Annotated in this window: 20 protein-coding genes; 7 read left to right on the top strand and 13 right to left on the bottom strand. The window is 69.4% G+C overall.

Annotated elements, in window-relative coordinates:
• Position 1: 1 nt before the first annotated feature.
• From dinB to ACFE87_RS09375, 3 genes are all read right to left on the bottom strand, one after another.
• Positions 2–1,045 (bottom strand): DNA polymerase IV, encoded by a 1,044-nt coding sequence (dinB, locus tag ACFE87_RS09385; RefSeq protein WP_375459413.1) that lies wholly within the window; start codon positions 1,043–1,045, stop codon positions 2–4.
• A 145-nt stretch (positions 1,046–1,190) separates the two neighbouring features.
• Positions 1,191–2,795, bottom strand: a complete 1,605-nt coding sequence (locus tag ACFE87_RS09380; protein ID WP_375459361.1) for a heparinase II/III family protein — start codon at positions 2,793–2,795, stop codon at positions 1,191–1,193.
• Between the two features lie 233 nt (positions 2,796–3,028).
• On the bottom strand, positions 3,029–4,375 hold the full coding sequence (locus ACFE87_RS09375) for an RsmB/NOP family class I SAM-dependent RNA methyltransferase (protein ID WP_375459412.1): 1,347 nt from the start codon (positions 4,373–4,375) through the stop codon (positions 3,029–3,031).
• A gap of 113 nt (positions 4,376–4,488) precedes the next feature.
• Between ACFE87_RS09375 and ACFE87_RS09370 the strand changes: the two genes are divergently transcribed.
• The gene (locus tag ACFE87_RS09370) at positions 4,489–4,722 is read left to right on the top strand and encodes a DUF1674 domain-containing protein (RefSeq protein WP_375459360.1); all 234 of its coding nucleotides are present in this window, start codon (positions 4,489–4,491) and stop codon (positions 4,720–4,722) included.
• Between the two features lie 52 nt (positions 4,723–4,774).
• Positions 4,775–5,668, top strand: coding sequence for a class A beta-lactamase (gene bla / locus ACFE87_RS09365; protein WP_375459359.1), 894 nt, complete (start codon positions 4,775–4,777; stop codon positions 5,666–5,668).
• 3 nt (positions 5,669–5,671) lie between these two features.
• Here bla and ACFE87_RS09360 read toward each other — a convergent pair whose 3' ends face one another.
• The 4 genes from ACFE87_RS09360 to ACFE87_RS09345 form a co-directional block, all read right to left on the bottom strand.
• Entirely contained in the window at positions 5,672–6,664 is a 993-nt protein-coding gene (locus tag ACFE87_RS09360; RefSeq protein ID WP_375459358.1) for a Bug family tripartite tricarboxylate transporter substrate binding protein, read from the bottom strand.
• Between the two features lie 103 nt (positions 6,665–6,767).
• Positions 6,768–7,814 (bottom strand): phosphate ABC transporter substrate-binding protein PstS, encoded by a 1,047-nt coding sequence (pstS, locus tag ACFE87_RS09355; RefSeq protein WP_375459357.1) that lies wholly within the window; start codon positions 7,812–7,814, stop codon positions 6,768–6,770.
• A 61-nt stretch (positions 7,815–7,875) separates the two neighbouring features.
• Positions 7,876–9,585 (bottom strand): Na/Pi cotransporter family protein, encoded by a 1,710-nt coding sequence (locus ACFE87_RS09350; protein WP_375459356.1) that lies wholly within the window; start codon positions 9,583–9,585, stop codon positions 7,876–7,878.
• 161 nt (positions 9,586–9,746) lie between these two features.
• Positions 9,747–11,348: a glucan biosynthesis protein gene (locus ACFE87_RS09345; RefSeq protein WP_375459355.1), complete on the bottom strand. Its 1,602-nt coding sequence runs from the start codon at positions 11,346–11,348 to the stop codon at positions 9,747–9,749.
• 177 nt (positions 11,349–11,525) lie between these two features.
• On the opposite strand from ACFE87_RS09345, the gene ACFE87_RS09340 reads away from it, so the two are divergent.
• The gene (locus tag ACFE87_RS09340) at positions 11,526–13,565 is read left to right on the top strand and encodes a TRAP transporter permease (RefSeq protein ID WP_375459354.1); all 2,040 of its coding nucleotides are present in this window, start codon (positions 11,526–11,528) and stop codon (positions 13,563–13,565) included.
• Positions 13,566–13,599: 34 nt separating this feature from the next.
• On the opposite strand, the gene ACFE87_RS09335 is transcribed toward ACFE87_RS09340, so the two are convergent.
• The gene (locus tag ACFE87_RS09335) at positions 13,600–14,814 is read right to left on the bottom strand and encodes a CoA transferase (RefSeq protein ID WP_375459353.1); all 1,215 of its coding nucleotides are present in this window, start codon (positions 14,812–14,814) and stop codon (positions 13,600–13,602) included.
• Positions 14,815–14,993: 179 nt separating this feature from the next.
• Between ACFE87_RS09335 and ACFE87_RS09330 the strand changes: the two genes are divergently transcribed.
• Positions 14,994–15,974, top strand: coding sequence for a TAXI family TRAP transporter solute-binding subunit (locus ACFE87_RS09330; RefSeq protein WP_375459352.1), 981 nt, complete (start codon positions 14,994–14,996; stop codon positions 15,972–15,974).
• Here the strand turns inward: ACFE87_RS09330 and ACFE87_RS09325 are convergent.
• The 3 genes from ACFE87_RS09325 to ACFE87_RS09315 all read right to left on the bottom strand — a co-directional run bounded on the left by ACFE87_RS09325 (position 15,971) and on the right by ACFE87_RS09315 (position 19,135).
• Positions 15,971–17,764, bottom strand: coding sequence for an ABC transporter permease (locus ACFE87_RS09325; RefSeq protein ID WP_375459351.1), 1,794 nt, complete (start codon positions 17,762–17,764; stop codon positions 15,971–15,973). The genes ACFE87_RS09330 and ACFE87_RS09325 overlap by 4 nt on opposite strands.
• 73 nt (positions 17,765–17,837) lie before the next feature.
• A complete protein-coding gene (locus ACFE87_RS09320) occupies positions 17,838–18,857 on the bottom strand; it encodes an extracellular solute-binding protein (RefSeq protein WP_375459350.1) in 1,020 nt (339 codons plus the stop codon).
• A 98-nt stretch (positions 18,858–18,955) separates the two neighbouring features.
• On the bottom strand, positions 18,956–19,135 hold the full coding sequence (locus ACFE87_RS09315; RefSeq protein ID WP_375459411.1) for a hypothetical protein: 180 nt from the start codon (positions 19,133–19,135) through the stop codon (positions 18,956–18,958).
• Between the two features lie 144 nt (positions 19,136–19,279).
• On the opposite strand from ACFE87_RS09315, the gene ACFE87_RS09310 reads away from it, so the two are divergent.
• On the top strand, positions 19,280–20,872 hold the full coding sequence (locus tag ACFE87_RS09310; RefSeq protein ID WP_375459349.1) for a gamma-glutamyltransferase family protein: 1,593 nt from the start codon (positions 19,280–19,282) through the stop codon (positions 20,870–20,872).
• A gap of 7 nt (positions 20,873–20,879) precedes the next feature.
• Here ACFE87_RS09310 and ACFE87_RS09305 read toward each other — a convergent pair whose 3' ends face one another.
• Together ACFE87_RS09305 and ACFE87_RS09300 are read right to left on the bottom strand one after the other, a co-directional pair.
• Positions 20,880–21,542: a Fic family protein gene (locus ACFE87_RS09305; protein WP_375459348.1), complete on the bottom strand. Its 663-nt coding sequence runs from the start codon at positions 21,540–21,542 to the stop codon at positions 20,880–20,882.
• Complete coding sequence (locus tag ACFE87_RS09300) at positions 21,523–21,720, bottom strand: hypothetical protein (RefSeq protein ID WP_375459347.1); 198 nt, start codon at positions 21,718–21,720, stop codon at positions 21,523–21,525. Before ACFE87_RS09300 ends, ACFE87_RS09305 begins: the two co-directional genes overlap by 20 nt.
• Positions 21,721–21,881: 161 nt before the next feature.
• Between ACFE87_RS09300 and ACFE87_RS09295 the strand changes: the two genes are divergently transcribed.
• Together ACFE87_RS09295 and ACFE87_RS09290 are read left to right on the top strand one after the other, a co-directional pair.
• On the top strand, positions 21,882–22,631 hold the full coding sequence (locus ACFE87_RS09295; RefSeq protein WP_375459346.1) for a dienelactone hydrolase family protein: 750 nt from the start codon (positions 21,882–21,884) through the stop codon (positions 22,629–22,631).
• 80 nt (positions 22,632–22,711) lie between these two features.
• Positions 22,712–23,686, top strand: a complete 975-nt coding sequence (locus ACFE87_RS09290) for a Bug family tripartite tricarboxylate transporter substrate binding protein (RefSeq protein ID WP_375459345.1) — start codon at positions 22,712–22,714, stop codon at positions 23,684–23,686.

Raw genomic sequence — 23,686 nt, 5'->3', positions numbered from 1 at the left:
GCTATAGGCCGAGATCCATCTGGGCCCTGCCCCGGTCGCCGCTTTCCTCTTCGAGGCCCGAGAGCGTGACGCCGAGCAGGCGGACGGCCCTGGCCATGGGAAACAGGCTCTGGAGGAGGTCGAGCGCGATGCGCTCGAACGATGCTCGGTCCGGCACCGGGGCAAGGCCCGAGCGGGCCCGGGTGATCTGCGTGAAATCCGCGAATTTCACCTTCAGCGTCACGGTGCGGCCCCCGATCCCGCTCGCCTCGCCGTGCCGCCACACCTTCTCGGCCAGCGGGAGCAACCCCTCTCGCATGGCGTCGAGCTCCGTCAGGTCGGTGAAGAAGGTCGTCTCGGCCCCGATCGACTTCCGGACACGGTCCGCCCGGACTGCCCGATGGTCGAGGCCGCGCGCGATCGAGTGATAGAAGGATCCGGCCTTGCCGAAATTCGCCTGCAGAAAGGACAGTGTCCGGCCTCGCAGGTCGCGGCCCGTGAAGATGCCGAGCCGGTTCATCCGGGCCGAGGTGGCCGGGCCGATGCCGTGGAAACGGCCGACCGGAAGGTCCTCCACGAAGGCCGCCCCCATCTCGGGCGTGATCACGAAGAGGCCATCGGGCTTGCGGTGGTCCGAGGCGAGCTTGGCCAGGAACTTGTTGTAGGACACTCCGGCCGACGCGGTGAGCCCGCAGCGCTCCCGGATCCGCGCCCGGATCTCCTCGGCGATCCGGGTCGCGGAGGCGACCGCCTTCCGGTTCTCGGTCACATCGAGATAAGCCTCGTCGAGAGACAGCGGCTCGATGAGATCGGTGTAATCGGCGAAGATCTCCCGGATCTGCAATGACACGGCCCGGTAGACGTCGAAGCGCGGCTTCACGAAGACGAGGTCCGGGCAACGCCGCCGCGCGGTCACCGATGCCATGGCCGAGCGGATACCGAAGGCGCGCGCCTCGTAGCTCGCCGCGGCGACAACGCCCCGCTCGCGCGTGCCCCCGACCGCCACCGGCCGGCCCCGGAGTTCGGGATGGTCGCGCTGCTCCACGGAGGCGTAAAACGCATCCATGTCGACATGGATGATCTTGCGCGGTCGCTCGGTCACGTTTCGCGTCGTGGAAGCCGTTGGCGTCGTTGCGCCTCCTTATCCCGGTTTGAGGTCGGCGGCACCCGGGGGACGCGAAGGTCCGGTCAGGCCGCGATCGCCAGCCCGGTCACTCTCCCGCCGCCAGGCGAAAGCGCCAGCGGATCGTGGGCCGCGAGGCGCCCTCCCCCAAGGGCAGATCGACCACGATCTGCCGGGTGGCACGACGCCCTTCGCTGACGGCGAAGAAGATGCTGTCTTCGAGACGCGGCGGCCCCGATCCCCCCTCCGCGTCGAAGAGCCAGCGCTCTCCGCCCGACGTATGAAGGCGGATGCTGCCGGACTCGGCGGGCTCAGCCCCGGTGCCAGGATGGAGATGGAAGCGCAGGCGAGCCGCGTGGCCCTCGGGCGAACGACCCGACCCGACGCTGAGCGTGTCTTCACCCGCGAGTTCCGCGCCGTCGGCCGCCAGCCGCAAGCGGCGGACATGCGTCGCGCCAAACAGGCGCCCGTAGCCGTCGTGGTGACCGGACAGGATTTCGTCGCCCGCCGCGGTGGTGCCGCGCTCCCCTCCTGCCGAGCGCGGACCTGAGAGGAGAACAGGTCCGAGCCGCCGGTGCAGATAGGACGCGGCCCAGCCCGATGTCTCGTCCGAGAGCGCGTCTCCCGAAGATACCTCATCCAGCACGAGCGTCGAATGGGCCGCCGTCAGCCGGGCGGCATCGCGGGCCGGACCGCGCCGGGACGGGGCGCCGCAATTCACGACGATGCGGCTTTGCCCGCGCGATAGCTCGAAGGACAGGCATCCCGCATGGGCTGCGCCGGACGCCGCGAGCGGCGGCGCCGGCCCGGTATCGACGATGACGAGCGTCCGGCCGGCCTCGACCCGATCATAGCCGGACCGCGCCGCATGGAGCGCGGGCGCGCCCCGGTCGGGATCGAGGGACAGGATCGTGGCGAGGTCGCCGAGCGAGGTCCGGCCCATCCCGTTGAACAAGGCGAGTTCGCCGTCGCCGTGCCGGAAGAAGCGGAGCATCGGCATCATGCGATCCACGGCACGGTCGAGCGCCGGAGGGATCTCGACGGACCGGCTTCCGAACAGAAGCCGGAGCGGCAGGAGATCGAGCAGCAGGTCGAGCAGGATACCGGGATTCCGGCTGACATGCCCGCCATCCGCCAGGATCTGTGCGTCGAGCTCGAGCGACAGCGCGCGGATCGCGCGCCGCAACCGCCCATCCAGGCCCTGGCAGCAGAGGCCGGCGAAACAGAGCCCTATCGCCGCGACGAGGCGCTCCAGCGGTACCGGAGCCTCGCGCATGTCGCGCTCGAGCGCGGCCGCATCCCGGCCGATCGCCCCGAGATAGGCCCGGTAGAGCGAGTGATCCGCCCCGGACATGAGCAGGGGGGAATGGGCGAGAAGCGAGATGACCCGGCGGGCTACGACCGCAGGCCTGCGGGCAACGCCGCGCCCGAATTCGCGCCGATGCGCGCCGAAGGCGCTGGCCACGAGCATCCGGGCCATATCCCGGGCGGGTCCGGTATCCGCCGCCCTCAGATGCCGCAGCCAGCCGAAGCCATAGAGCTCCGCCGTCCAATCCTCAGAGGGCGGCTGCGTGGCGAAGGGCGAGTCCCGTCCGAGCCGCATCGTCCGGTCGCCGAAGACATAGATGCCGGCCGCCATGTCCTGGGCGACATCCGCGTCGGTGGTGCGGAGGTCTCGCGGGGCGAAGAGCACGCGGCTGGGCGAGCGCGACCACCGGGGGCCCCGCAGCCACCGTCGAACGACGGCAAGCGCGGCTCGACCCGCTTCGGAGAGCGCAGCCCGCCACAGGGGCCATCGATCGGGCGCCCTCGCCACCTCCCCCCTCCTCGCCATCGTGCGATGGACGGAAGATGTCTTCCCCACGCTCACCTCAATTGTGACGCACCCGTCTTAACCCATCCTTCGCCTTGATGGGCGGCCGCCCCTCACGCACGCGGTTTGCGCAGCAAGGTTGCAGCGAAGAAGCCGTCCATCCCGCCTCTCGCCTCCGGATCGTCCGCGGGGGGCGGCCAGAAATCGGGCGCCGTCCGGAGATCGCCCGCTTCGGTCACGAAAGCGGCGTCGAGACCGACGTCGTCCGCCACGAGCCCCGCCCGCTCGAAGCCCGGATGACGACCGAGAAAGGCATCGACTTGGTTCTCGCCCTCTTCCGGCTCCAGCGAACAGACGCAATAGACGAGCCGCCCGCCGGGTCGGACGAGCCCCGCGGCCCGGTCCAGCAACCCGGCCTGGAGCGAGACGAGCGCAGCGAGGTCCGTCGGTCCCTTGATCCAACCGACATCCGGGTGGCGCCGGATGGTGCCGGTGGCGGTGCAGGGCGCGTCCAGCAGCACGGCGTCGTAGGGTCGGGCCTTGTAGCTCAATCCGTCGCCGCAGACGATCTCGGCCTCGAGCGAGAGGCGTGCGAGATTGGTCCGCAACCGCTCGATACGGGGCGCCGAGCGATCGAGCGCGGTGACCCGGGCGCCCGAAGCCGCGAGCTGCGCCGTCTTGCCGCCCGGCGCCGCGCAGAGATCGAGCACGCGCTCCCCGGCTTGGGTCGCGAGGAGCCGGGCCGGCAGGGCGGCGGCCGCATCCTGCACCCACCAGGCGCCCTCGTGATAGCCGGCAAGTTCATGGACGGGGGTCCGGTCCGTGACCCGGACGCTGCCTGTCGCGAGGAGCGTGCCTCCCAGGCGCTCGGCCCATCCGGCCGGGTCCGACCGGCAGGTGAGGTCGAGCGGCGCGCCGACCCGGTGCGCGGCGGCCATCGCATCCACCCGGGCGGCGCCATAGGTCCGGTCCCAGCGCTCGGCGAGCCAGTTCGGAAGGTCGAGAATGGGCGGGGATTCGGCCAGGATCTCTTCCCGCTCCCGCGCCACCCGGCGGAGGACGGCGTTCACCATCCCGGCGAGATGCCGGGTGCGCGAGCCCTCCGTGGCGAGACGAACGGCGAGATCGACGGCGGCATGGTCCGGCACGTCGAGGAAGAGGATCTGGGCCACGCCCGTCGCGAGGAGCGCGACGACGCTCGGGTCGGAGGGCACGCCCTTTGTCAGGCGGGGTTCCAGGGCCGCCCGGATCGTCCCGAAGCGCCGGAAGGTCGTGACCGCGATGGCGCGCGACAGCCCGTGATCGTCGTCGGCCGGCCGCGTCGTCGGCGCATCGTCGAGCGTCGCCTTGAGCGACAGGACTGCCGTGACGAGCTGCGCCGCCTCGCGCCGCGAGACGAGGCCCGGGACCTCCGGCGGGCGGGCGGGCTTGGCGCGACGCGCGGGTCCCCGGTCCTTCACAGGGCCCACGGCCCCGAACGGCCGGTTCGCGCTCGGCCCACGGACAGCGCGGTCAAGGCGGGGACGGGCGCGCCCGTCTTGACGATGTCCATGATGGTCTCCAACTCCTGCCGATGCATGACGCCCCCAACGCCCCTCCTGTAACCGCGCCAGTGGCGGCTGGCGACCCGGACGCCGACCTGCCGCCCGCCGCTCGCCGGGCACTCGCCGAAGCCGAGGCACGGCGCGCCGACGTGGATGCGCGCGCCGCGACCGAGTCAGCCCCGGCGGAGCACCAGGGCCGCGGCGGCCTCGATCCCGTCCGCTACGCGGATTGGGAGATCGGCGGTCGAGCCGTCGACTTCTGACAGCCGGCGCTCCCCGCATGTGGCCAGGTGGGGCCATCCTGAGGAACAAGGCATGATCACCAGACGCACCTTCTCGCTCGGACTTGCCATGACCGGCACCGCGGCCGGCCTGTCGGGGGCACAAGCGGCGGGCTCCTGGCTCGACGTTCTACCCGAGGCGTTCCGGCGGATCGAGGCCGGGAGCGGGGGGCGGCTCGGGGTGATGGTCCTCGATACCGGAATCGGCGCGAAGGCCGGTCATCGCGCGGACGAACTCTTTCCCCTTTGCAGCACGTTCAAATTCCTTGCGGCCGCGGCCGTGCTGGCACGCGTCGATCGCGGAGGAGAGCGCCTCGACCGGCGCATCCCATTCCAGGCCTCGGATCTCGTCACATACTCGCCCCGGACCGAGTCTCGGGTCGGCGGGACCGGCATGACGCTGGAGGAATTGTGCGAAGCCGCCATGGTGGTGAGCGACAACACGGCCGGCAACCTGCTGCTGGGCTCGATCGGCGGTCCGACCGGGATCACGGCTCTGGCCCGCTCTCTGGGCGACGACGTGACCCGGCTCGACAGGATCGAGCCCCACCTCAACGAGGCGCTGGCGGGCGATCCTCGGGATACGACGAGCCCGGCCGCGATGGCGGACGTTCTCCGGGCCCTGGTGCTCGGCGAAACCGCCCTGAAGGAGACCTCGCGGGAGCGGCTCAAAGCCTGGCTCCTCGGCAACCAGACGGGGGCGACCCGCCTCCGCGCCGGCCTGCCGGCCGATTGGCGGATCGGCGAGAAGACCGGGACGGGGGACAACGGCACCAGCAACGACGTCGGCATCATCTGGCCCCCGGGGCGGCCTCCGCTCGTGATCACGGCCTACCTGACCGGCAGCACCGCCTCGGCGGACAGCCGCAATGGCACGCTGGCGGAGGTGGCGCGCGCCGTCGCAGGCGCGGCGGCGGCGGCGCGCTGAGGTTCACTCGAGCTTCGCGCCCGAGACCCGCACCATCTCCTGCCACATCGGGCGTTCCTTCAGGGCGAGTACCGTCACGTCCTCCGGCGTCGAGCCGAGCGAGCGCGCCCCGGCGATCTGGAAGCGGTTCTGCACCGAGGCCTCGGCCGAGATGTCCCGGAGCGCGGCGGAGAGCCGGTCCACGATCTCGCGGGGGGTCGCCTTCGGCACCACGAAGGCAGCCCAGGAATTGACCACGAAGTCGTTCATGCCGGCCTCGGCCATGGTGGGCACGGCCTGCATCGTCGGCCAGCGGGCCGGCGACGTCACCGCGAGCGCCCGCATCTGCCCGCCCTCGATGATGCTCGTGTAGGAGGCGAGGTTGTCGATCGCGAATTGAACGTCGCCCTTCAACATCGCCGGGATGGTGGCGGCGGCGCCCCGGAACGGCACATGCGTGCCCCGGATACCGTTTCGAACGCAGAACAGGGCGCCGGACAGGTGCGGCGTCGTACCGACTCCCGGGCTGCCGTAGAAGATGCCGTCGGGACGCGCCTTCGCCCAGGCGACGAACTCGGCGATCGTCTTCGAAGGCACGTGCTCGCTCGGAACCACGGCCACATTCGGCAATTCCCAGCTCATCGAGACCGGCGCGAGGTCGCGGTCCGGGTCGTAGGCGATCCGGCTATAAAGATACTGGTTGATCGAGAAATGCCCGACGGTCGCGGAGCCGATCGTGTAGCCGTCCGGGTCGCTCTTCGCGACGGCATCGATTCCGACATTGCCGCCCGCGCCGGGCCGGTTCTCGATCACCCAGGTGCCGCCGAGCCGGTCCTTCAGCCGTTCGCCGATGATCCGGGTGAGGACGTCGGTCGACCCTCCGGCCGGATAGGGCACGATGATCTTCACGGCCCGGCTCGGCCAAGTTCCGCCCTGTGCCAGGGCAGGCCGCGCGAGGGCCGCCGCTCCTGCCGCGCCCAGCCAGGCGCGCCGGGTAATCCTATGATGGTGCGTCATTGTTCTTGTTGCTCCCTGCCGGTTCACGGCAGCGCCAGCTTACCAAGACCGGCGGGGGCAGGGAACGGAGATCGCGAGCCTTCGTCGGTCGCGACCGATCGCGCTACCGATCGAGCCCGAAGGCGCTCGACCAATGGCCCTTGATCTGGGTCACGAGGGCCGGGGGCAGCGGGACGTAGCCGAGGGCCTGTGCGTCCTTCGCGCCGTCGTCGAGCGACCATCTCAGGAAGGCGAAGACGGCTCTCGCGCGGGCCGTCGGAGGGGTCTGCCGCTTCATGACCGCGAAGGTGGTGGCGATGATCGGGTAGGCCGTCTCGCCGGGCGCGTCGTTCAGGAGCAGGTCGAAGCCGGGCGCGGCCGCCCAGTTCGCGCCGGCGGCCGAAGCCTGGAAGCTGTCCGGCCCGGGCTGGACGAACTGCCCCGCCCGGTTGCGGAGCAGCGCGAAGGCGAGCTTCGCACGCTGGGCCTGCGCGAAATCAACATAACCGATCGCGTTCCGGGTGGCCTTGACGGCCTCGGCCATGCCGTCGTTGCCCTTGGCGCCCGCGCCGGTCGGCCAGGTGACCAGGAGGCCCTCGCCGACCTTCTCCTTCCAGACCGGGCTCTGGCGGGAGAGGTAGTTCGTGAAGTTGAAGGTCGTCCCCGAACCGTCCGACCGGCGCAGGACCGCGATGGCCGCGTCCGGCAGGGTTAGATCCGGGTTCAGCGCCCGGATGGCAGGGTCCTGCCACGTCTTCACCTGGCCGAGATAAATGTCGGCCAGGAGCTCGCCCGTGAGCTTCAGCCGTCCGGCCGGGACGCCGTCCAGATTGAGCGCGGCGACGATGCCGCCGATCACGATCGGGAACTGGCCGAGCCCGAACCGGCCGAGCTCGTCGGCGCCGAGCGGCACGTCGGTCGCGCCGAAATCGACGGCTCCGTCCCGCAGCCGCATGATGCCGGCCTGCGAGCCGACGGGTTCATAGTCGAGACCTGTCCCGACCGGCTGGAACTCGGCGTCGGTCTGCGAGCGCTGATACGCCTTGGACCATTGCGACAGGACCGGATAGGCGAAAGTCGAGCCCGCCCCCGACATCTCCTGGGCGGCGACCGGGACGGCGGCGCCGGCCAGGGCGGCGGCCAGAACCGCGACGAATGTCGAGCGTCTCACGTCGTCCTCCAGGGTCTCTCGGGCGCGGCGATCCGTGCCCGGGCAGCGTCGACGAAAAACGTCAGGCCGGGACGGGGCTGCCTGCGAGCGGCGCCTCGGGGGCGCTGTCGACGACCACCGGACGGGCCGCCGGAACGGCGCGGCTGACCGAGCGCCGCTCCGCGTCGATCCGTTCGATCAGGACGAAGATGCGCTCGGCGCTCCCGAGCAGCGCCAGGAGCGAGCCGCGGTCGGCCGCGGGCAGCTCGGGTCCGAGCTTGAGGCAGCTTTCCCGCAGCTGGACGATCGCCGGAAGCCGCGTCGCGGCCTCGGCGGGCACGGCGGACTGCTCCTGGGTGACCACCTGCATGGCCTCGGTGATCCGGTCCAGCACCGTGTCGACAAGCGCGCGTCCCGCCGGCGAGAATTCCTCGCGGTCGACGCGGCGCGCGGTCTGGTACAAAGCCTCGCCGAGACTCGCGGTGAAGTCCGCCTCCTCGATCAGGCTCGCGACGAGGTCGGCTTGGCCATAAGGAAGGTCGGGCTTGAACAGGCCGGCCGCGTAGGCCCGGATGTCACGGCTCAGGATGTCGATAGCGGCATGGTGCTCGCGGGCGTCGTCGGGCGCCGTGTCCTTGCCGCGCCCGATGGCCAGGAACAACGTCGCGGCCTCGAGGTAGCGGTCGAGCTCCTTCCGCACGTCGGGCACGGCGCGGGCGAGGTCGGCCTGGTCGTTCGGGTTGAGGAAGCGGGGCGTCGAGTAATCCTCGATGTCCTCCGTCGAGTCGCGGCCGACCCGCGACAGCACCCGCTCGAACACGCCCACGAAGGGGAACAGGATCGCGGTGTTGAAGAGGTTGAAGGCGGTCGAGTAGAGCCCCACCGCGACCGGCACGAGCGGGAAGGTCTCCTTGCCGTTGACGACCTGCGCGACCCCCGGATCGCCGCCGAACCAGCCCATGACGTAGACGAGCAACGCCATCGACGGGAAGAACAGGGGCAGCATGATCGCCACCCCGATGATGTTGAAGCTGATATGCGCGTAGGCGGCCCGCTTGGCGTTCTTGGACAGGTTGAGCGAGGCCATCCAGGACGTGACCGTGGTGCCGAGATCGGCCCCGAGCGAGAAGGCGACCGCGGTCTGCCATTCGAGGACGCCGGCAGCGCCGAGGCCCATGACGATGCCGATCGTCGCCGACGAGGAGTGGATCATGGCCGTGATGCCGGCCGCGATCAGCACGCAATAGACGAGGCCCATGAAGGTGTCGGCCTTCAGGGCCGAGATCACCGACATCACCTCCGGAATGCTGCGCAGCGGCCGCAAGCCCCCAGTCATCAGGTTCAGGCCGTAGAAGATCAGCGCGAAGCCCATGCAGGCGAGCGCGATGTTGCGGACCTTTTCGTCCTTGGCGAACACGTAGACGAGCGCAAAACAGCCGGCGAGCAGGAGGCCGAGCGGCCCGAGCGGGAGCGCGATCAGCCCGTTGCCGAGCGTCGTGCCGATATTCGCGCCCATGATGACGCTGATGGCCGGACGGAGCCCGACGACCCCGGCGTTGACGAGGCCCACCACCATCACGGTCATGGCCGTCGAGGACTGGATGATCCCGGTGATGAAGGTGCCGGCAAGCACGCCCTTGACCGGCGTCCCTGCCACCCTGGCCAAGAATCTCCGCATCTTGTTCACGGCGAGCGACTGGATGCCGTTCGACATGAACTCGAGGCCCAGCATGAAGATGCCGAGCCCGCCGATCACCGGCACGAGGACGTCCTTGAAGATATCTGCTTGCATCACCCGCCCCGAATATCGGCCCCGACGGCTGCGGCGCTTCGGATACGGGTCACGCCAGGACGCGCGAGACAGCCGAAGAGCCGCCGGCAGGCGGATGCCGGACATGTGAATGCGGATGCATGACGGCCTGACGACGGTGCGTCGCGATTACGGTGCGCCCGTCACCCCACCGGGTGGTACTGGTACAGCCACGTCTCGCTGAGCACCGCCCCTTCGCGGCCGGGGGCACCGGCCGTGCCGCGGAGGAAGCAGCGCAGGTCGACAGGTTCGCGGCCCTCGGTGGCAAGGTCGAACTGGACGCGCCAATGGCCGGGAACGTCGTTCGGGACCGCTTCCGTGCGGATGTAGGAGAAGGTGCCACGTGACGCGGTGAGGACGGGTTCGGGGAGGACGCCCTTCGGCAGGTTTTTCAGCGGGCCGCCCAGGAATTCGAGCAGGAACTTGCGGACGCCACGCGGCCGCGCCGTGCCGGGCGCGCCGCCATTGCCGAGGCGGGTCGCGATGCAGCGGGCCAGCGGGGTCGGGTCGGGCTCGTCCGCCGCCCAGGTGGTCCGGTAGCTGAAGGAGAGTTCCTGACCGGCGCGGGCCGGTTCGGCCGGCACCCACATGGCCACGACATTGTCGTGGATCTCGTCGTCGGTCGGGTTCTCGACGAGCTGCACGCTGCCACGGCCCCAATCCCCACGCGGCTCGATCCAGAGCGAGGGTCGGCGGTCGTAGAAGACGCCGTCCTGGTAATGGTCGAAATTCCGGTCGCGCTGCAGCAGGCCGAAGCCGCGCGGCGTCGCGTCCGTGAAGGCCGAGACCTGGGTGAAGGGCGGGTTGTTCAGCGGGCGCCAGATGCGCTCGCCCGAACCCGTCCACATCGCGAGCCCGTCGGAATCGTGGATCTCGGGCCGCCAATCGACCATCGTGGGCTTCGCGGTCTCCGAATACCAGAACATCGAGGTGAGCGGCGCGATGCCGAGCCGCGCGACGTCGCGCCTGAGCACGACCACCGACTCGACGTCGATCGTCACCTTCGCGTCCCGCCGCATGGTGAAGCGATAGGCGCCCGCGACGGAAGGACCGTCGAGCAGCGCACAGAGCACGACCGTGTCGCCGCCCGGCGCAGGGGTCTCGAACCAGATCTCGGTGAAGTCCGGGAACTCCTCGGCCACGTTGTACACGACCGTGTTCAGGGCGATGCCCCGGGCCGAAAGGCCGTATTGGGCGAGTTCCCCGATGGCCCGGAAATAGGAGGCGCCCAGGAATGCGACCCAGTCGTTCCGGCGCCAGTCGAGCTTGCCGTCGCGGCGCTCCTGGAAGCGGAACCCGGCAAAGCCCGTATCCTTGGGCAATTGGTGCGCCGGCGAGCTCGCAGGCATGTCGAAATAGGATGGATCGTAGAGGATCTCGCGGGCTCGTCCGCCCTCGACCGCATGCATCCGGACCGGCTTCTGGAAGAAGCGGCCGAGATGGAAGAAGGTCACCGGGAACGGGCTCGGCCCGTCGGCCCAGAGCGCGAGGTCGGTCCGGAACTTGATCCGGCCATGCTCGTCATAGTCCAGGCGGTCGAGCACGTCGGGCCGCGCCGGCTGGGGCGCTGAATAGGGAAGGCGGCCGATGCGCCTCACCTCGTCCTGGAGTGCATCGAAGGAAAAGGGCGTCGCCGGCCCGTAGGACAGGCCCGCGGCCGCGACGGCAGGGGTCGCGAAACCCGAGGCCGCGAGCCCGGCCGTGGCGGCGGCAGCCGATGCGAGGAGGTGACGTCGATCGATCATCGGGAGGTCGGCATGGAGGGCGCGGCGTCTGGGGCCGGCCTCTCTGCCGGGCATTGGAGGTAGGAGGCGAGGCCCTCTACGTCAATTGTCCTAGCGCGTCCCGGTGCCGGCCGTGCTAACCCGCCGCGAAAGGCCGGGCCGCACAACGCGCCGCCCGTCGCGGGACGAGGACACGGCATGGCGGAAGCGCGGCCCCTGACGGGCGAGGCGGCAGCGGAGACCGGCCTGAAGGAGCCGGCCGAGGTCTCGACCGAGGCGTTGCGCAAGGCCGAATCCTACATCGAGGCCGAGGAGGGCGCGACCAACCGGCTCGACGGCTGGGGCGGCCGGATCGCGATGACGATCGCCGTCCTCATGAGCCTGTTCCACCTCTACGCCGCCTATTCCATCGTTCCGACGCAGGAGCTGCGCTACACCCATGTCGGGTTCGTGCTGCTCCTGTCCTTCCTGCTGTTCCCGGCCGCGGCCCGGTTCCGCAACGCCATCAAGTGGTGGGACGTCGTCATCGGCCTCATGGCCGTCGGCATCATCGGCTATGCACTCATGGGGGGTGAGGACTTCACCGACCGGGCGACCGGGCCGGACCGGCTCGATGTCGTGCTCGGCCTCGTCTTCATCGTCATCCTGCTCGAGGCGACGCGCCGCACGACCGGGCTGATCATGCCGGTCGTGGCCGTGTGCTTCATCGCCTACGCGATGCTCGGCCCGTATCTCCCGGCGCCCTGGACCCATCGCGGCTACGACATCTACCGCCTCGTCGGGCACCTGTTCATCACGCTGGAAGGCATCTTCGGCGTCGCCGTCGACGTCTCCGCGACCCTGATCGTGCTGTTCACGATCTACGGCGCGTTCCTGGCGCAATCGGGCGCCGGCAAGTTCTTCATCGACTTCTCGCTGGCGATGATGCGCGGCAAGCCGAACGCGCCCGGCCGGACGGTGGTCCTGTCCTCGTTCCTGCTCGGCGGCCCCTCGGGCTCGGGCGTGGCGACGACCGTCATGATCGGCACCGTCGCCTACCCGATGATGAAGAAGGCCGGCTTCTCGGCCACCGCGGCCGGCGGGCTGCTGGCAGCCGGCGGGCTCGGCGCCATCCTGTCGCCGCCGGTCCTCGGCGCCGCCGCCTTCCTGATCGCCGAGTTCCTCAAGATCTCGTATCTCGACGTGATCTGGATGGCGACCATCCCGACCGTCCTCTACTACCTGTCGCTCCTGATCATGGTCGAGTTCGACGCCAAGCGCTTCGGCGCGAAAGCGGTCGAATACGACCAGGAGCTGCCGCTCTCCGTGATGCTGCGCCGCTACGGCTTCCACTTCCTGTCGCTTCTCGCGGTGGTTGGCTTCATGGTGTGGGGGTTCTCGCCGCAGCTGTCGGTCTTCTACGCGGTCGCCGTCACCTTCGCGCTGTCGTTCCTGCGCCCGGAGACGTCGCTCTTCCCGCGCAAGCTCGGCCGCGCGCTCGCGGACGGCTCCGTCGGCGTCCTCAACGCCGCCACCACCTGCGCCTCGGCCGGCATCGTGGTCGGCGTCGTGACGCTGACCGGACTCGGGCTCAAATTCTCGTCGATCGTGATCGCCTATGCCGGCGGGAGCCTGCTCCTCACCGCGATCTACACGGCGCTGATCGTCTGGGTGATCGGGCTCGCGGTCCCGGTCACGGCCTCCTATATCATCTGCGCGGTGATCGCGGCCCCCGCCCTGATCCAGCTCGGCGTGCCGGATTACGCCGCCCACATGTTCATCTTCTACTATGCGGTGCTGTCGGAGGTGTCGCCGCCGACGGCGCTCTCGCCCTTCGCGGCCGCGGCCATCACGGGGGGCGATCCCTACAAGACGACGCTGCAGAGCTGGAAATACACGCTTCCCGCCTTCCTGGTGCCCTTCGTCTTCGTGCTCGACCCCGACGGCGTCGGGCTTCTGCTGAAGATCCCGAAGGACGGCAGCTCGGTTTCCATCGTCTGGATCACCCTGAAGACGACGCTCGGCCTCGTGGCCCTGGCGGCCGCGGCCCAGGGCTGGGCGCTCAGGCGCACGACCACGGCCGAGCGCTGGCTCCTCGGACTCGCCGGGTTGCTCCTGGTCTTCCCGAGCCTGCTCGAAGCGCTGGCCGAACGGGTCAGCGGGCGCAACATCGACTATACCTGGGCCATCGGCCTCGCACTCGGGGCCGGGGTGCTGGCCTGGCAGCGGATGCGGCCGACCGTCCCGATCGCGGCCTGAGACCGGTCAGACCGCCCCGTAACCCTCGGCAGGCTCATCGCGGCCCCGCGACCACACCCTCGTCGTGAAGCCGCGCGACCTCGCCGTCGCCGTATCCGATCTCGGCAAGGATCTCGTCGGTATTCTCGCCGAGGCTCGGCGCGCGCTCGGCCGGCACCCTGTCCGCTCCCGAGAAGGCGGCGGGAGTGCCGGGCGTGAGATAGATGCCGATCCCCGGATGGTCGACGAGCGAGAAGATCGGGTTGTCGATTGAACAGTCGGGATCCTCCTCGATCGCCTGGCGGAAGCTGCGGTAGCGCGACCAGGTCACGCTCCGCGCCTCGAGGAGAGCGGCCACCTCGTCGGCCGTACGCGCCGCGAAGAAGGGTGTGAGAACCTCCGTGATGGCCCGACGGTGCTCGAAACGCACGCCTTCGCGGGTGAGGTCGGCGCCGAGCCGTTCGGCGAGCGCGGCGAGGGCCGCCTCGGTGCCCGTCGCGGCCTTCAGGTTGTCCCATTGCCGGAGCGTGAGCGCGACGACGATGACGCGCGCGCCGTCCCGGCAGGTGAAATCCTGCGCATAGGCGCCGTAGAGGGCGTTGCCGACCTTCGGGCGATCGACGCCGTTGATCGTCACCTCGCCGATGATGCCGAGATGCCCGAGCATGGCCAGCGCCATGTCCTTGAGCGCGAGTTCCACGACCTGTCCCTGGCCGGTGATGCGACGATGGCGTTCGGCGGCCAGGATCGCGAGCGCGGCCTGCTGGCCGGTGATGCAATCCCAGGCCGGGAGCACGTGGCCCACGGGCTCGGCCGACCCTTCGGGCCCGGTCGCGTCGGGAAAGCCGACCGCGGGATTCACCGTGTAGTCCACCTGCGGGCCGCCCCTTCGGTCGCCCGTGATCGACATCATGATGAGGTCGTCGCGATGCCGGCGCAGGGCGTCGTAATCCATCCAGCCGCGCCCGCGCAGATTCGTTAGGAAGATGCCCTTGCCGTCGCCGGGCGCGCAGATGAGCCGGGTCACGATCTCCTGTCCCCTGGGAGTCGTGATGTCGACCGCGAGGCTGCGCTTGCCCTTGTTCAGCCCGGCCCAGAAGAGGCTGCGACCCGTGTCCGTGACCGGCCAGCGGGTGTGATCCAGTCCCCCGCCGATGCGGTCGAAGCGGATCACGTCCGCGCCCATCTGGGCGAGCGTCATTCCGGCGAGAGGAGCGGCGACAAAGGCCGACCCCTCGACGATCCGCAGCCCCTCCAAGATCCCGGCCATGATCGCCCTCTCCGGTCCACCGCCGGTTGCGGCGATCCCCGGATGACAGATTGGACCAGCGTCGCCGCTCCGTCACGCGGCCCTCCCCTCCATAGGTCTGAGGCCGCGAAGATTGCCCCGTCCCCGTCCCGCGCCTACATCTCGCCTCAAAGCCGCTCGCGCGGCATGGGAGGATTCACATGGACTTGATCACCCGCCGTGGCTTCAACGTGGCGCTCGGCACCAGTGCGGCCGCTTTCGCGCTCCGCGGCCTGCCCGCCTTCGCTCAAGCGAAGACCTACGCGATCGGGACCGGCGGCACGGGCGGGGTATATTATCCCCTCGGCGGCGCGGTCGCGAATGTGCTGTCGAAGAACCTGCCCGGCGTGCAGGCGACCGCCGAAGTCACCGGCGGATCGGTCGACAACCTGAAGCTCATCGCGTCGGGCCAGAGCGAGATCGGCTTCTCGATGGCGGATGCCGCCCTCGACGCCCAGAACGGCCAGGACAAGTTCAAATCCGCCAAGGTCCCGCTGCGGACCCTCCTCGTCCTCTACCCGAACCGGATGCACGTCGTGACGATCGACGGGACCGGCATCGACAAGATGTCCGACCTGAAGGGCAAGCGCGTCTCGACCGGCGCGCCGGGCTCCGCGACCGAGGTCATGGCCTTTCGCGTGATCGAGGCGGCGGGTCTCGACAAGGACAAGGACATGAGGCGCGAGCGGCTCTCGGTCGCCGAGAGCGTGAACGCCATCAAGGACCGCAAGATCGACGCCTTCTTCTGGGTCGGCGGCCTGCCGACCGCGGCCGTGACCGATCTCGGCGCGACGCCGGGCGTCAAGATGAAACTCGTCGACCATGCCGACTTGGCGGAGAAGATGAACGCCAAATACGGCAAGCTCTATTCGCCCTCGACCATCCCGGCCGGGAGCTATCCGGGCACAGCAGCCGCCAACCAGAATACCGAGGTCTGGAATATCCTCGTCACGGGCGACAAGATGTCGGACGATGACGCCTACAAGATCGTGAAGACGCTGATCGAGCGGAAGGCCGACCTCGTCGCCGTGCACAAGGAGGCCGAGGCCTTCGGGATGGAGAACCAGGTCCAGGAGCGTTCGCCGATCCCGTTCCATCCGGGCGCGATGAGGTATTTCAAGGAGAAGGGCGTCGGCGGCTAGCCAGGAGCGCCGACCTCCTCTGAACCCTGCCGCTCCTTGACTGAGCCGGGAGCGGGCGGGCGTCCGATCCGCATCAGGAGCGCGAGCGGGACGAGCCCGATGGCGACGATCAAGAGGGCGGCGATCGTGCCGTCCTCGTAGGTGCCCCTGATGGCCTCGCCGTGGAGATGGGTGGCGAGCGTTTCCACGTTGAGCGGCCGCAGCAGCAGCGTCGCCGGCAGTTCCTTGGCACATTCCACGAAGACGAGAAGCGCACCGCTCGCGATCGAGGTCGCGGCGAGCGGCAGGTGGATCCGGCCGACGGTGCCGGTCCGGCGCGCCCCGAGCCCAAGGCTCGCCTCGTCGAGCGACAGCGGCACCTTTGCGAGACCGGCCTCGATGGCGCCGAGCGCGACCGCGAGGAAGCGTACCGCATAGACATAGACGAGGGCCGCGCTCGACCCGACCAGCACGAGCCCGATCTCGAAGCCTGAGACCGCCCCAACGATGCCGGCCATGATGCCGTCGATCGCCACGAGAGGGGCGAGACAGCCGACCGCCAGGATGATCCCCGGAACGCCATAGCCGAGTGCGGCCGTCCAGCGGAGCCAAGCCGAGCCGCGCGAGGGAAACAGGCGGCCGCCACAGGCGAGGACGAGCGCGAGGAGAACGATCGCGCTTGTCGCGGCCAGCGCCAGCAGCACGGTCGCGATTGTCTCGTCGACCAGCGTGGGTGAGAGGCCGGCATAGCCGATCCGGCTCGCGGCGCTCAGGACGAGGTGAAGGCTCGGGGCCGCGAAGCCGACCAAAACGGGCACGAGCGCCAGGGCGAGAGCCGCAGCCGCACGCCAGCCTGACAGGCGGCGCCGGTCGGCCCGCCCGCCTCCCTCGGGACCGGCCATGTCGCGGCGCCGTCGCGCCCAGCGTTCCGCCCCGATCAGGGCCGCGACGACGAGAAGGGTCGCGAGCGCGATCTGGGCGGCCCCGGCGAAATTCGACCGGTTCACCCAGGTCTCGTAGATCGTGACGGTGAGCGTCCGGACGCCGAGATATTCCGAGGCGCCGACGTCGTTCAGGGCCTCCAGCAGCGCGAGGCTCGTCCCGGCCACGATGCCGGGGCGGGCGAGCGGCAGCGCCACACGGCGGAAGACCTGGCCCGGCCGCGCGCCGAGCGAGCTTGCGGCGTCGAGCAGTTCCGCCCCTTGCGCCAGGAAGAGCGCGCGCGTCGGCAGGTAGACGTAGGGATAAAGCACGAAACCGAGCAGGAGGGCGCACATCCCGGTCGAGCGTACGTCCGGAAACCACCAGAGGTCGGCCGGCCGGGCCAACCCGAGGAGGCCGCGAAGGCCCGTCTGGACGGGCCCGATCGGGTGCAGGATGTCCAGATAGCAGAAGGCGACGATGTAGGTCGGGATCGCGAGAGGCAGGACGAGAGCCGGCTCCACCCACCCGCGACCCGGAAAATCGTAGACCGAGACCAGCCAGGCCGATCCCACGCCGAGGCAGAGCACGACGATGCCGGTACCGGCGAGGAGCGCGACACTGTCGAACAGAGCCCGCCGGAGCGACGTCCAGCCGAGCCCTTCCTCCCAGATGCCGGTGCCCTGCACGGCCGTGACCGCGAGCGAGAGCAGAGGGGCCGCGACCAGCGCCGCGACGACCAGCAGAACCAGTCGGAAGACGTGACGGGGCGGGTCGCCCTGGGCAGGCTCGGTCCCGTCCGAGACGAACGTCAGGGGCGGGACGACGAGGGTGGGCAGCGCCAGCTCGACGGCTTCTCGGCCCAGCCCGCGCCATCGGGACCGGCTCACGAGCGAGCGGGCTCGCCCATCCTCTCGCCTGCCGACCGGCCGGCTCTCGCTCCGGCGTGATCGCGAGGTGGGCTCAATCGTCGAACCCGACGCGCTCCACGAGGGTCGAGGCGAGCTTGCGGTTCCGCGCGATGGTGCCGAGCGGAAGTGGATCGATGCCGAGCCGGCCGAGACCGGCGATGATCGGGTCCGGCTCGGCGCCTGCCTTCACGGGATATTCGAAGGCGCCGCCGGCATAGAGCGCTTGGGCCTCGTTCGAGACCAGGTATTCGAGCAGGCGCACGGCTTCGACACGGTTCGGGGCGTGCTTGGCGACCGCCGCTCCCGAGACGTTCACATGCGTGCCTCCGCCGGCGAAGGTCGGAAGGAGCACCTTGATGGACTCGCCCCAGCTTTTCTGGTCGGGACCGCCCCGTCCGCTCCGCATCAGGCCGACATAGTAGGAATTGCCGAGGCCGATCTGGCAAAGGCCCGCCTTGATGTCCCGGGCGACTTCCCGGTCACCCCCGGACGGACGACGGGCGAGGTTCGCCTTCACGCCGCGCAGCCATTCCTCGGTCTTCGCCTCGCCGTGCTTCGCGAGATGAGCGGCCACGAGCGCCGTGTTGTAGGGATGCTGGCCCGAGCGCAGGCAGATCTTGCCCTTCCAGCGCGGCGAGGCGAGATCCTCGTAGGTGATCGCGGAGAGGTCCGCGAGGGCCGGGTCGGCATAGACGACGCGGGCCCGCACCGACAATCCAAACCACTGCCCATCCGGGTCGCGCAGGTTTTCGGGGATCGCGGCAGCCAGGATTTCCGACCGGAGCGCCTGCGTCGTGCCCTTGTCGACGAGTTCGACCATGTTGCCGATATCGACCGTCATGAGGACGTCGGCAGGTGACCGCGCGCCTTCGGCGGCGACCCGCTCGGGCAGTCCCTTGTCGATGAAGACGGTGTTGACCTTGACGCCCGTCGCGGTGGTGAAGGCGTCGAGCAGCGGCCGGATCAGGCCGGGCTCCCGCGTCGTGTAGAGGTTCACCTCGGCGGCGGCGGCCGGAGCCGCGACGGTCAGGACCAAAAGGCCGCCGAGGAGGACGGACAGCAAAGCGCGCATGGGACGTTTCCTTTGGACCCGCCCCAAAAGCCCCAATTGCAGCAAAAAGGCAAGAAAATCAGTAGTTTAGACTTAGAACGATTTGAAACTCGGCCCGATCAGCGATGAGGATCGGTGGTGGTCGCCTTGCGCCAGAGCTGCACCATGAGCCAGACCGCCATGAGGCCGAAGACGAACATCAGGCCGTAGCCGACGTAATCGCCGAGTTCGAACAATCCGGCGATCGCCCATCCTCCCGCGAGGGCGACGGCGAAGACCTCGACCCCGATCAGCACCATCAGGCTGAGCGTCGTCAGGATGGCCGACCCATCAGGTCGGCGGGTCGGCTTGGCCACGCTCTGCTCCGCAAACATAGGGCCGTCTACCGTGAACGGCCCGGCCCGTGCAACAAGGCGAGACGCCTCACGGAACCGCCGAGCCCCATGCCCGACACGCCGACCTTCACCTCAGCCGCAGTCGCCGCGCCCCATCGTCTGGCTGCAGCATCGGGCCGCAACGTTCTGATCGGCGGCGGCAATGCTCTCGAGGCGATGGTCGCGATGGCGGCCACGATCGCCGTCGTCTACCCGCACATGAACTCGATCGGGGGCGATGCCTTCTGGGTCGTCAGGGAGCCAGGCGGGCGCGTGCGGGCGATCGAGGCCTGCGGCCCCGCCGGGTCGCTCGCGACCGCTGCGCGCTACCGCGAGAAGGGCTACGACGCGATCCCGTTCCGCGGTCCGGAAGCGGCCCTGACAGTGGCGGGCGCCGTTGGCGGATGGGCGCTCGGTCTCGAATACGCGAAGAGCCTCGGCGGCCGCTTGCCCCTCGCCGACCTGCTGGCCGATGCGATCAGCTTTGCCGGCGATGGCTGTCCCGTCTCCGCTTCGGAACTCCGGACCGTGCCGAACGAGGCCGAGGCGCTCTGGGCGGCGCCGGGCTTCGCCGAGACTTTCGGCTTCGACGGCAAGCCGCCCAAGGACGGCGACGTCCGCCGCAACCCAAAACTCGCCGACACCCTGTCCCAGCTTGCCTCGGCCGGGCTCGAAGACTTCTACCAGGGCGACATCGCCCGCGAGATCGCGGCCGATCTCGAGCGGATCGGCGCCCCGGTGACGCGGGCCGATTACCAGGCCTTCCGGGCGGTGGCCCGCGAACCCCTCCAAGCCCGGCTCCGGCACGCGACGGTCTACAACAAGGCGCCCCCGACCCAGGGTATGGCGGCGCTCCTGATTCTCGGCATCTACGAACGGCTCGGCGTCACCGGAGCGGAGGGCGTGCGCCACCATCACGGGCTCATCGAGGCGACGAAGCGGGCCTTCCGCATCCGGGACCGCGTGGTCACCGACTTCCGCGAGCTCCGCCACGATCCGGCGACCTTCCTGACGCCCGAGGTGTTCGAACGCGAGGCGGCCGCGATCCGCATGGACCGGGCGGCGCCCTTCCCGATGCCGGCCGGCGACGGCGACACGGTCTGGATGGGCGCGATCGACGGATCGGGCCTCGCCGTCTCCTACATCCAGTCGGTCTATTGGGAATGGGGCTCGGGCTGCGTCCTCCCGCAGACCGGCATCGTGATGCAGAACCGCGGCGCCTCGTTCTCGCTCGACCCCGCCTCCGTCAACCCGCTGGAACCTGGCCGGCGGCCCTTCCACACCCTCAATCCGGCGCTGGCTGCGTTCCATGACGGCCGGGTCATGCCGTACGGCGCGATGGGGGGCGACGGCCAACCCCAGTTCCAGGCGCAGCTCTACACGCGCTACGCCGATCTCGGCGAGACCATCGCCCAGGCAGTCGAACGGCCACGCTGGCTCCTCGGCCGCACCTGGGGTTCGACCTCGACGTCGCTGAAAATCGAGAGCCGTTTCGATCCGAACATCGTCGAAGGGCTCGAACGCCTCGGCCACGAGGTCGAGGAGGTCGGCCCCTATTCCGACGGGCTCGGCCATGCCGGCATGCTGGTGAAGCATCCGCGCGATGGCCGCGTCGAGGCGGTGCACGATCCCCGGTCGGATGGGGGTTCGGAGGGGGTTTAGCGCGAAGTCAGGCCCGACCGCCGGCGGTTTCGAACACGCGCGCGAGTTGCTGGGCTAGAAGGCTCTCGAGGAGAGCCTCCATTTTCGACAGATCCAGTACCTGTCGCTTCCAGGCATCATCTGCCGCATCGAGCGCATCTTCGTAGGATATTCGATGGCTTACGATCAACTCGGGGAAGGTCGGCGTTCCCGGAAGCACTCCGCCAAGCTTCGCCGAGAGGACGACGAAAGAGGTGGCTCGGGACGTACGCCCATTTCCGTCCGCGAAAGGATGGATCCAGTTTAGCCTCCACATTACGTAGGCGGCGAGTTGTATGGCGGTCGCGTCTATCCAGCGCTCGTTCACCTCGTCGCACATGTCTTCAACAAGCGCCGCAACAAGATGGGCACCAACCGGTTCGTGCTTGCTGCCTCTTATCTCGACATCACCCGGCCGGAAGTTGCCAGCATAGGAGCTGATCCCTCGCAAGGCCTCGCGATGAAGGGACAACACCATCGATGGCCGCAAGCGGAAGCTTTGTCTCTCCACGGATTCGAAGACGAACTGAACGGCGAGATCGTATTGCCGTAGGCCGTTCCGCCCTTCGGCTTCCGCCTTGGCGTGAGGATCGGTGATGATTTCCGGTTCGAGCGCCTGGCTGTGTCGCTCCTCACGCACGGGATCGGTCATCCGCGTCTTGCTCCCGCTCCAGCTTCTCCGCCTGCTGGTCGATCATCTCGCGGGTGATCAGGGAGTTCTCGAACGCGGTGTTTCCGAAGGCGAAACTACGGCGCTGCTTCTCCCGATCCTCGGGCGTGGGACGCAAGCGCTGCGCAGCCTCGATCATAGCCTTGAGGGTCTCGGTCATCGGAGGCTCCACGAACGAACGGCCAGCATGTCATGGTGAGTCGACCACCGGCAACTGTTCGGCTCGTGATACGACGTTCATGTGCCGCGATCTGCCGCAATCGTCGCCGCTTGCCGCCGCGTTGCGCCGCACCATCTGACGCCGGTCCTCATGAGGTGACGATGGTGGATCGACGCCAGATCACGGTCGGGATGGCTGCCTCGCTGGTGGTGGCTTCGGATGCGCGAGCAGGCGACCAGGGGACGAAAGCCGGCATGGAAAGCTTCACCTCGGGCGGCCTTCCGATCGGCGTGGAATGGTTTCCGGCCGGGAGCGGGACGGGGCCGGCCGTGCTGCTGCTGCATGGCGCCGACGGCCTGACCTTCGCAGAAGGGTATCGCCTCGCCGCCCGCGTCCTCGCCTCGGCCGGATACCATGTCGGCTTCGTGCATTACCTTGATCGGACCCGGGACCGGCGGGTCGTCTATTCGCGCATCAAGCAGGATTATCCGACCTGGATGACGGTCACGCGGGATGCGGTGTCCTGGATCGCGAACCATCCGGGGGTCGATCCGGCCCGGATCGGGATCGTCGGCGTTTCGCTCGGGGCCGCGCTCGCGATCGACACGGCCGGGGCCGACACGCGCATCAAGGCGCTCGTGGATTATTTCGGCCCCGTCCTGGACGGGGTGCACGGCCGGGTGAAGCGTCTCCCCCCGACGCTGATCCTGCACGGTCAGATGGACGGCGTCGTCGGCATCGAACACGCCCACGCCTTCGAGGCGATGCTGAAGCGGCTCGGCACGCCCTACGAGATCAAGATCTACCCCGACCAGGGCCACGGCTTCATCGGCGCGGCCCAGCTCGATTCCGCCGCCCGCGTCTCCGCCTTCCTAGGCCGTCATCTCGGAGCAGCAGCGCGGCCGGGATGAGTGGCCCGCGAAGAGGGGCGCTTGAAGATGGTCTGATTGTCTGACAACGGTGGACTCCACGAGCGCACCGGGAGGACAATGTGAAGCGTATCTGGTGGGCGGCGATCGCCTTCATGGCGGCCGCCCCGGCGGCCCTAGCGCAGCAGCCCTTTCCCTCCAGGCCCGTCACCTTCGTCGTGCCCTATGCCCCGGGCGGCACGACCGACGTGCTGGCCCGCATCATCGGCAAGGCGATGGGCGCCCAGCTCGGCCAGACGGTCATCATCGAGAATGCCGGCGGAGCGGGCGGGACGACCGGCACGCAGCGCGTCGTCCGGGGCGAGCCCGACGGCTACACGCTCAGCTTCGGCAATATGGGCTCGCTCGCGGCCAACGTATCGCTTTATCCGCAGCTCTCCTTCGATCCCCGCCGCGACCTCGTTCCGGTCGGCCTCGTGGCCACGGTCCCGATGGTGCTCTCGGTCAGCAAGAAGTCGGGCATCACGACGCTCGCGGCCTTCGTCGAGCGGCTCAAGGCGAAGGAGGGCGGCGTCAATTTCGGCACGGCCGGGATCGGCTCGACGAGCCATCTCGCGGCCGCGGCCTTCACGAGCGCGAGCGGCACCAAGGCGACGCTGGTGAATTACCGCGGCTCCGGACCCTCGATCAACGACCTCGTGGCAGGGGTCGTGGACGCCGTCATCGACCAGACCGTCACGATGATCCCGATGCACAATGGCGGAAGCGTCACGGCAATCGGCGTGACAGGCGCCACCCGGGTACCGCAGATGCCGGACGTGCCCACCTTCGCAGAGGGCGGCGTCCCGGCCTTCGACCTCAGCGTCTGGAACGCGCTCGCGGCGCCGCGCGCCACCCCGCCCGCGATCCTGGCCCAGCTCGAGTCGGCCCTCTCCGCGGCCCTCGACGATCCCGAGGTGCGCCAGCGCTTCACCGATCTCGCGGCAGGTGCACCCGCCGGCGCCGGGCGCGGGTCGGCCGCGCTCGGCCGGCTCATCGCCACCGATGTCGAACGGCTGGGTCGGATCGTCGAGACGGCCGGGATCAAGCCCGAATAG

Source organism: uncultured Enterovirga sp., from assembly GCF_964242715.1.
Lineage (GTDB): Bacteria > Pseudomonadota > Alphaproteobacteria > Rhizobiales > Beijerinckiaceae > Enterovirga.
The sequence above is the reverse complement of the archived record's forward strand: the minus strand, read 5'-3'. Positions and strand labels throughout refer to the sequence as shown.

Excerpts from the sequence above, each read along its gene's own strand:
- dinB (WP_375459413.1), bottom strand. The coding sequence starts at position 1,045 with ATGGATGCGTTTTACGCCTCCGTGGAGCAGCGCGACCATCCCGAACTC.
- ACFE87_RS09370 (WP_375459360.1), top strand. The coding sequence starts at position 4,489 with ATGCATGACGCCCCCAACGCCCCTCCTGTAACCGCGCCAGTGGCGGCT.
- bla (WP_375459359.1), top strand. The coding sequence starts at position 4,775 with ATGATCACCAGACGCACCTTCTCGCTCGGACTTGCCATGACCGGCACC.
- ACFE87_RS09360 (WP_375459358.1), bottom strand. The coding sequence starts at position 6,664 with ATGACGCACCATCATAGGATTACCCGGCGCGCCTGGCTGGGCGCGGCA.
- ACFE87_RS09350 (WP_375459356.1), bottom strand. The coding sequence starts at position 9,585 with ATGCAAGCAGATATCTTCAAGGACGTCCTCGTGCCGGTGATCGGCGGG.
- ACFE87_RS09345 (WP_375459355.1), bottom strand. The coding sequence starts at position 11,348 with ATGATCGATCGACGTCACCTCCTCGCATCGGCTGCCGCCGCCACGGCC.
- ACFE87_RS09340 (WP_375459354.1), top strand. The coding sequence starts at position 11,526 with ATGGCGGAAGCGCGGCCCCTGACGGGCGAGGCGGCAGCGGAGACCGGC.
- ACFE87_RS09335 (WP_375459353.1), bottom strand. The coding sequence starts at position 14,814 with ATGGCCGGGATCTTGGAGGGGCTGCGGATCGTCGAGGGGTCGGCCTTT.
- ACFE87_RS09330 (WP_375459352.1), top strand. The coding sequence starts at position 14,994 with ATGGACTTGATCACCCGCCGTGGCTTCAACGTGGCGCTCGGCACCAGT.
- ACFE87_RS09320 (WP_375459350.1), bottom strand. The coding sequence starts at position 18,857 with ATGCGCGCTTTGCTGTCCGTCCTCCTCGGCGGCCTTTTGGTCCTGACC.
- ACFE87_RS09315 (WP_375459411.1), bottom strand. The coding sequence starts at position 19,135 with ATGGTGCTGATCGGGGTCGAGGTCTTCGCCGTCGCCCTCGCGGGAGGA.
- ACFE87_RS09310 (WP_375459349.1), top strand. The coding sequence starts at position 19,280 with ATGCCCGACACGCCGACCTTCACCTCAGCCGCAGTCGCCGCGCCCCAT.
- ACFE87_RS09305 (WP_375459348.1), bottom strand. The coding sequence starts at position 21,542 with ATGACCGATCCCGTGCGTGAGGAGCGACACAGCCAGGCGCTCGAACCG.
- ACFE87_RS09300 (WP_375459347.1), bottom strand. The coding sequence starts at position 21,720 with ATGACCGAGACCCTCAAGGCTATGATCGAGGCTGCGCAGCGCTTGCGT.
- ACFE87_RS09295 (WP_375459346.1), top strand. The coding sequence starts at position 21,882 with ATGGTGGATCGACGCCAGATCACGGTCGGGATGGCTGCCTCGCTGGTG.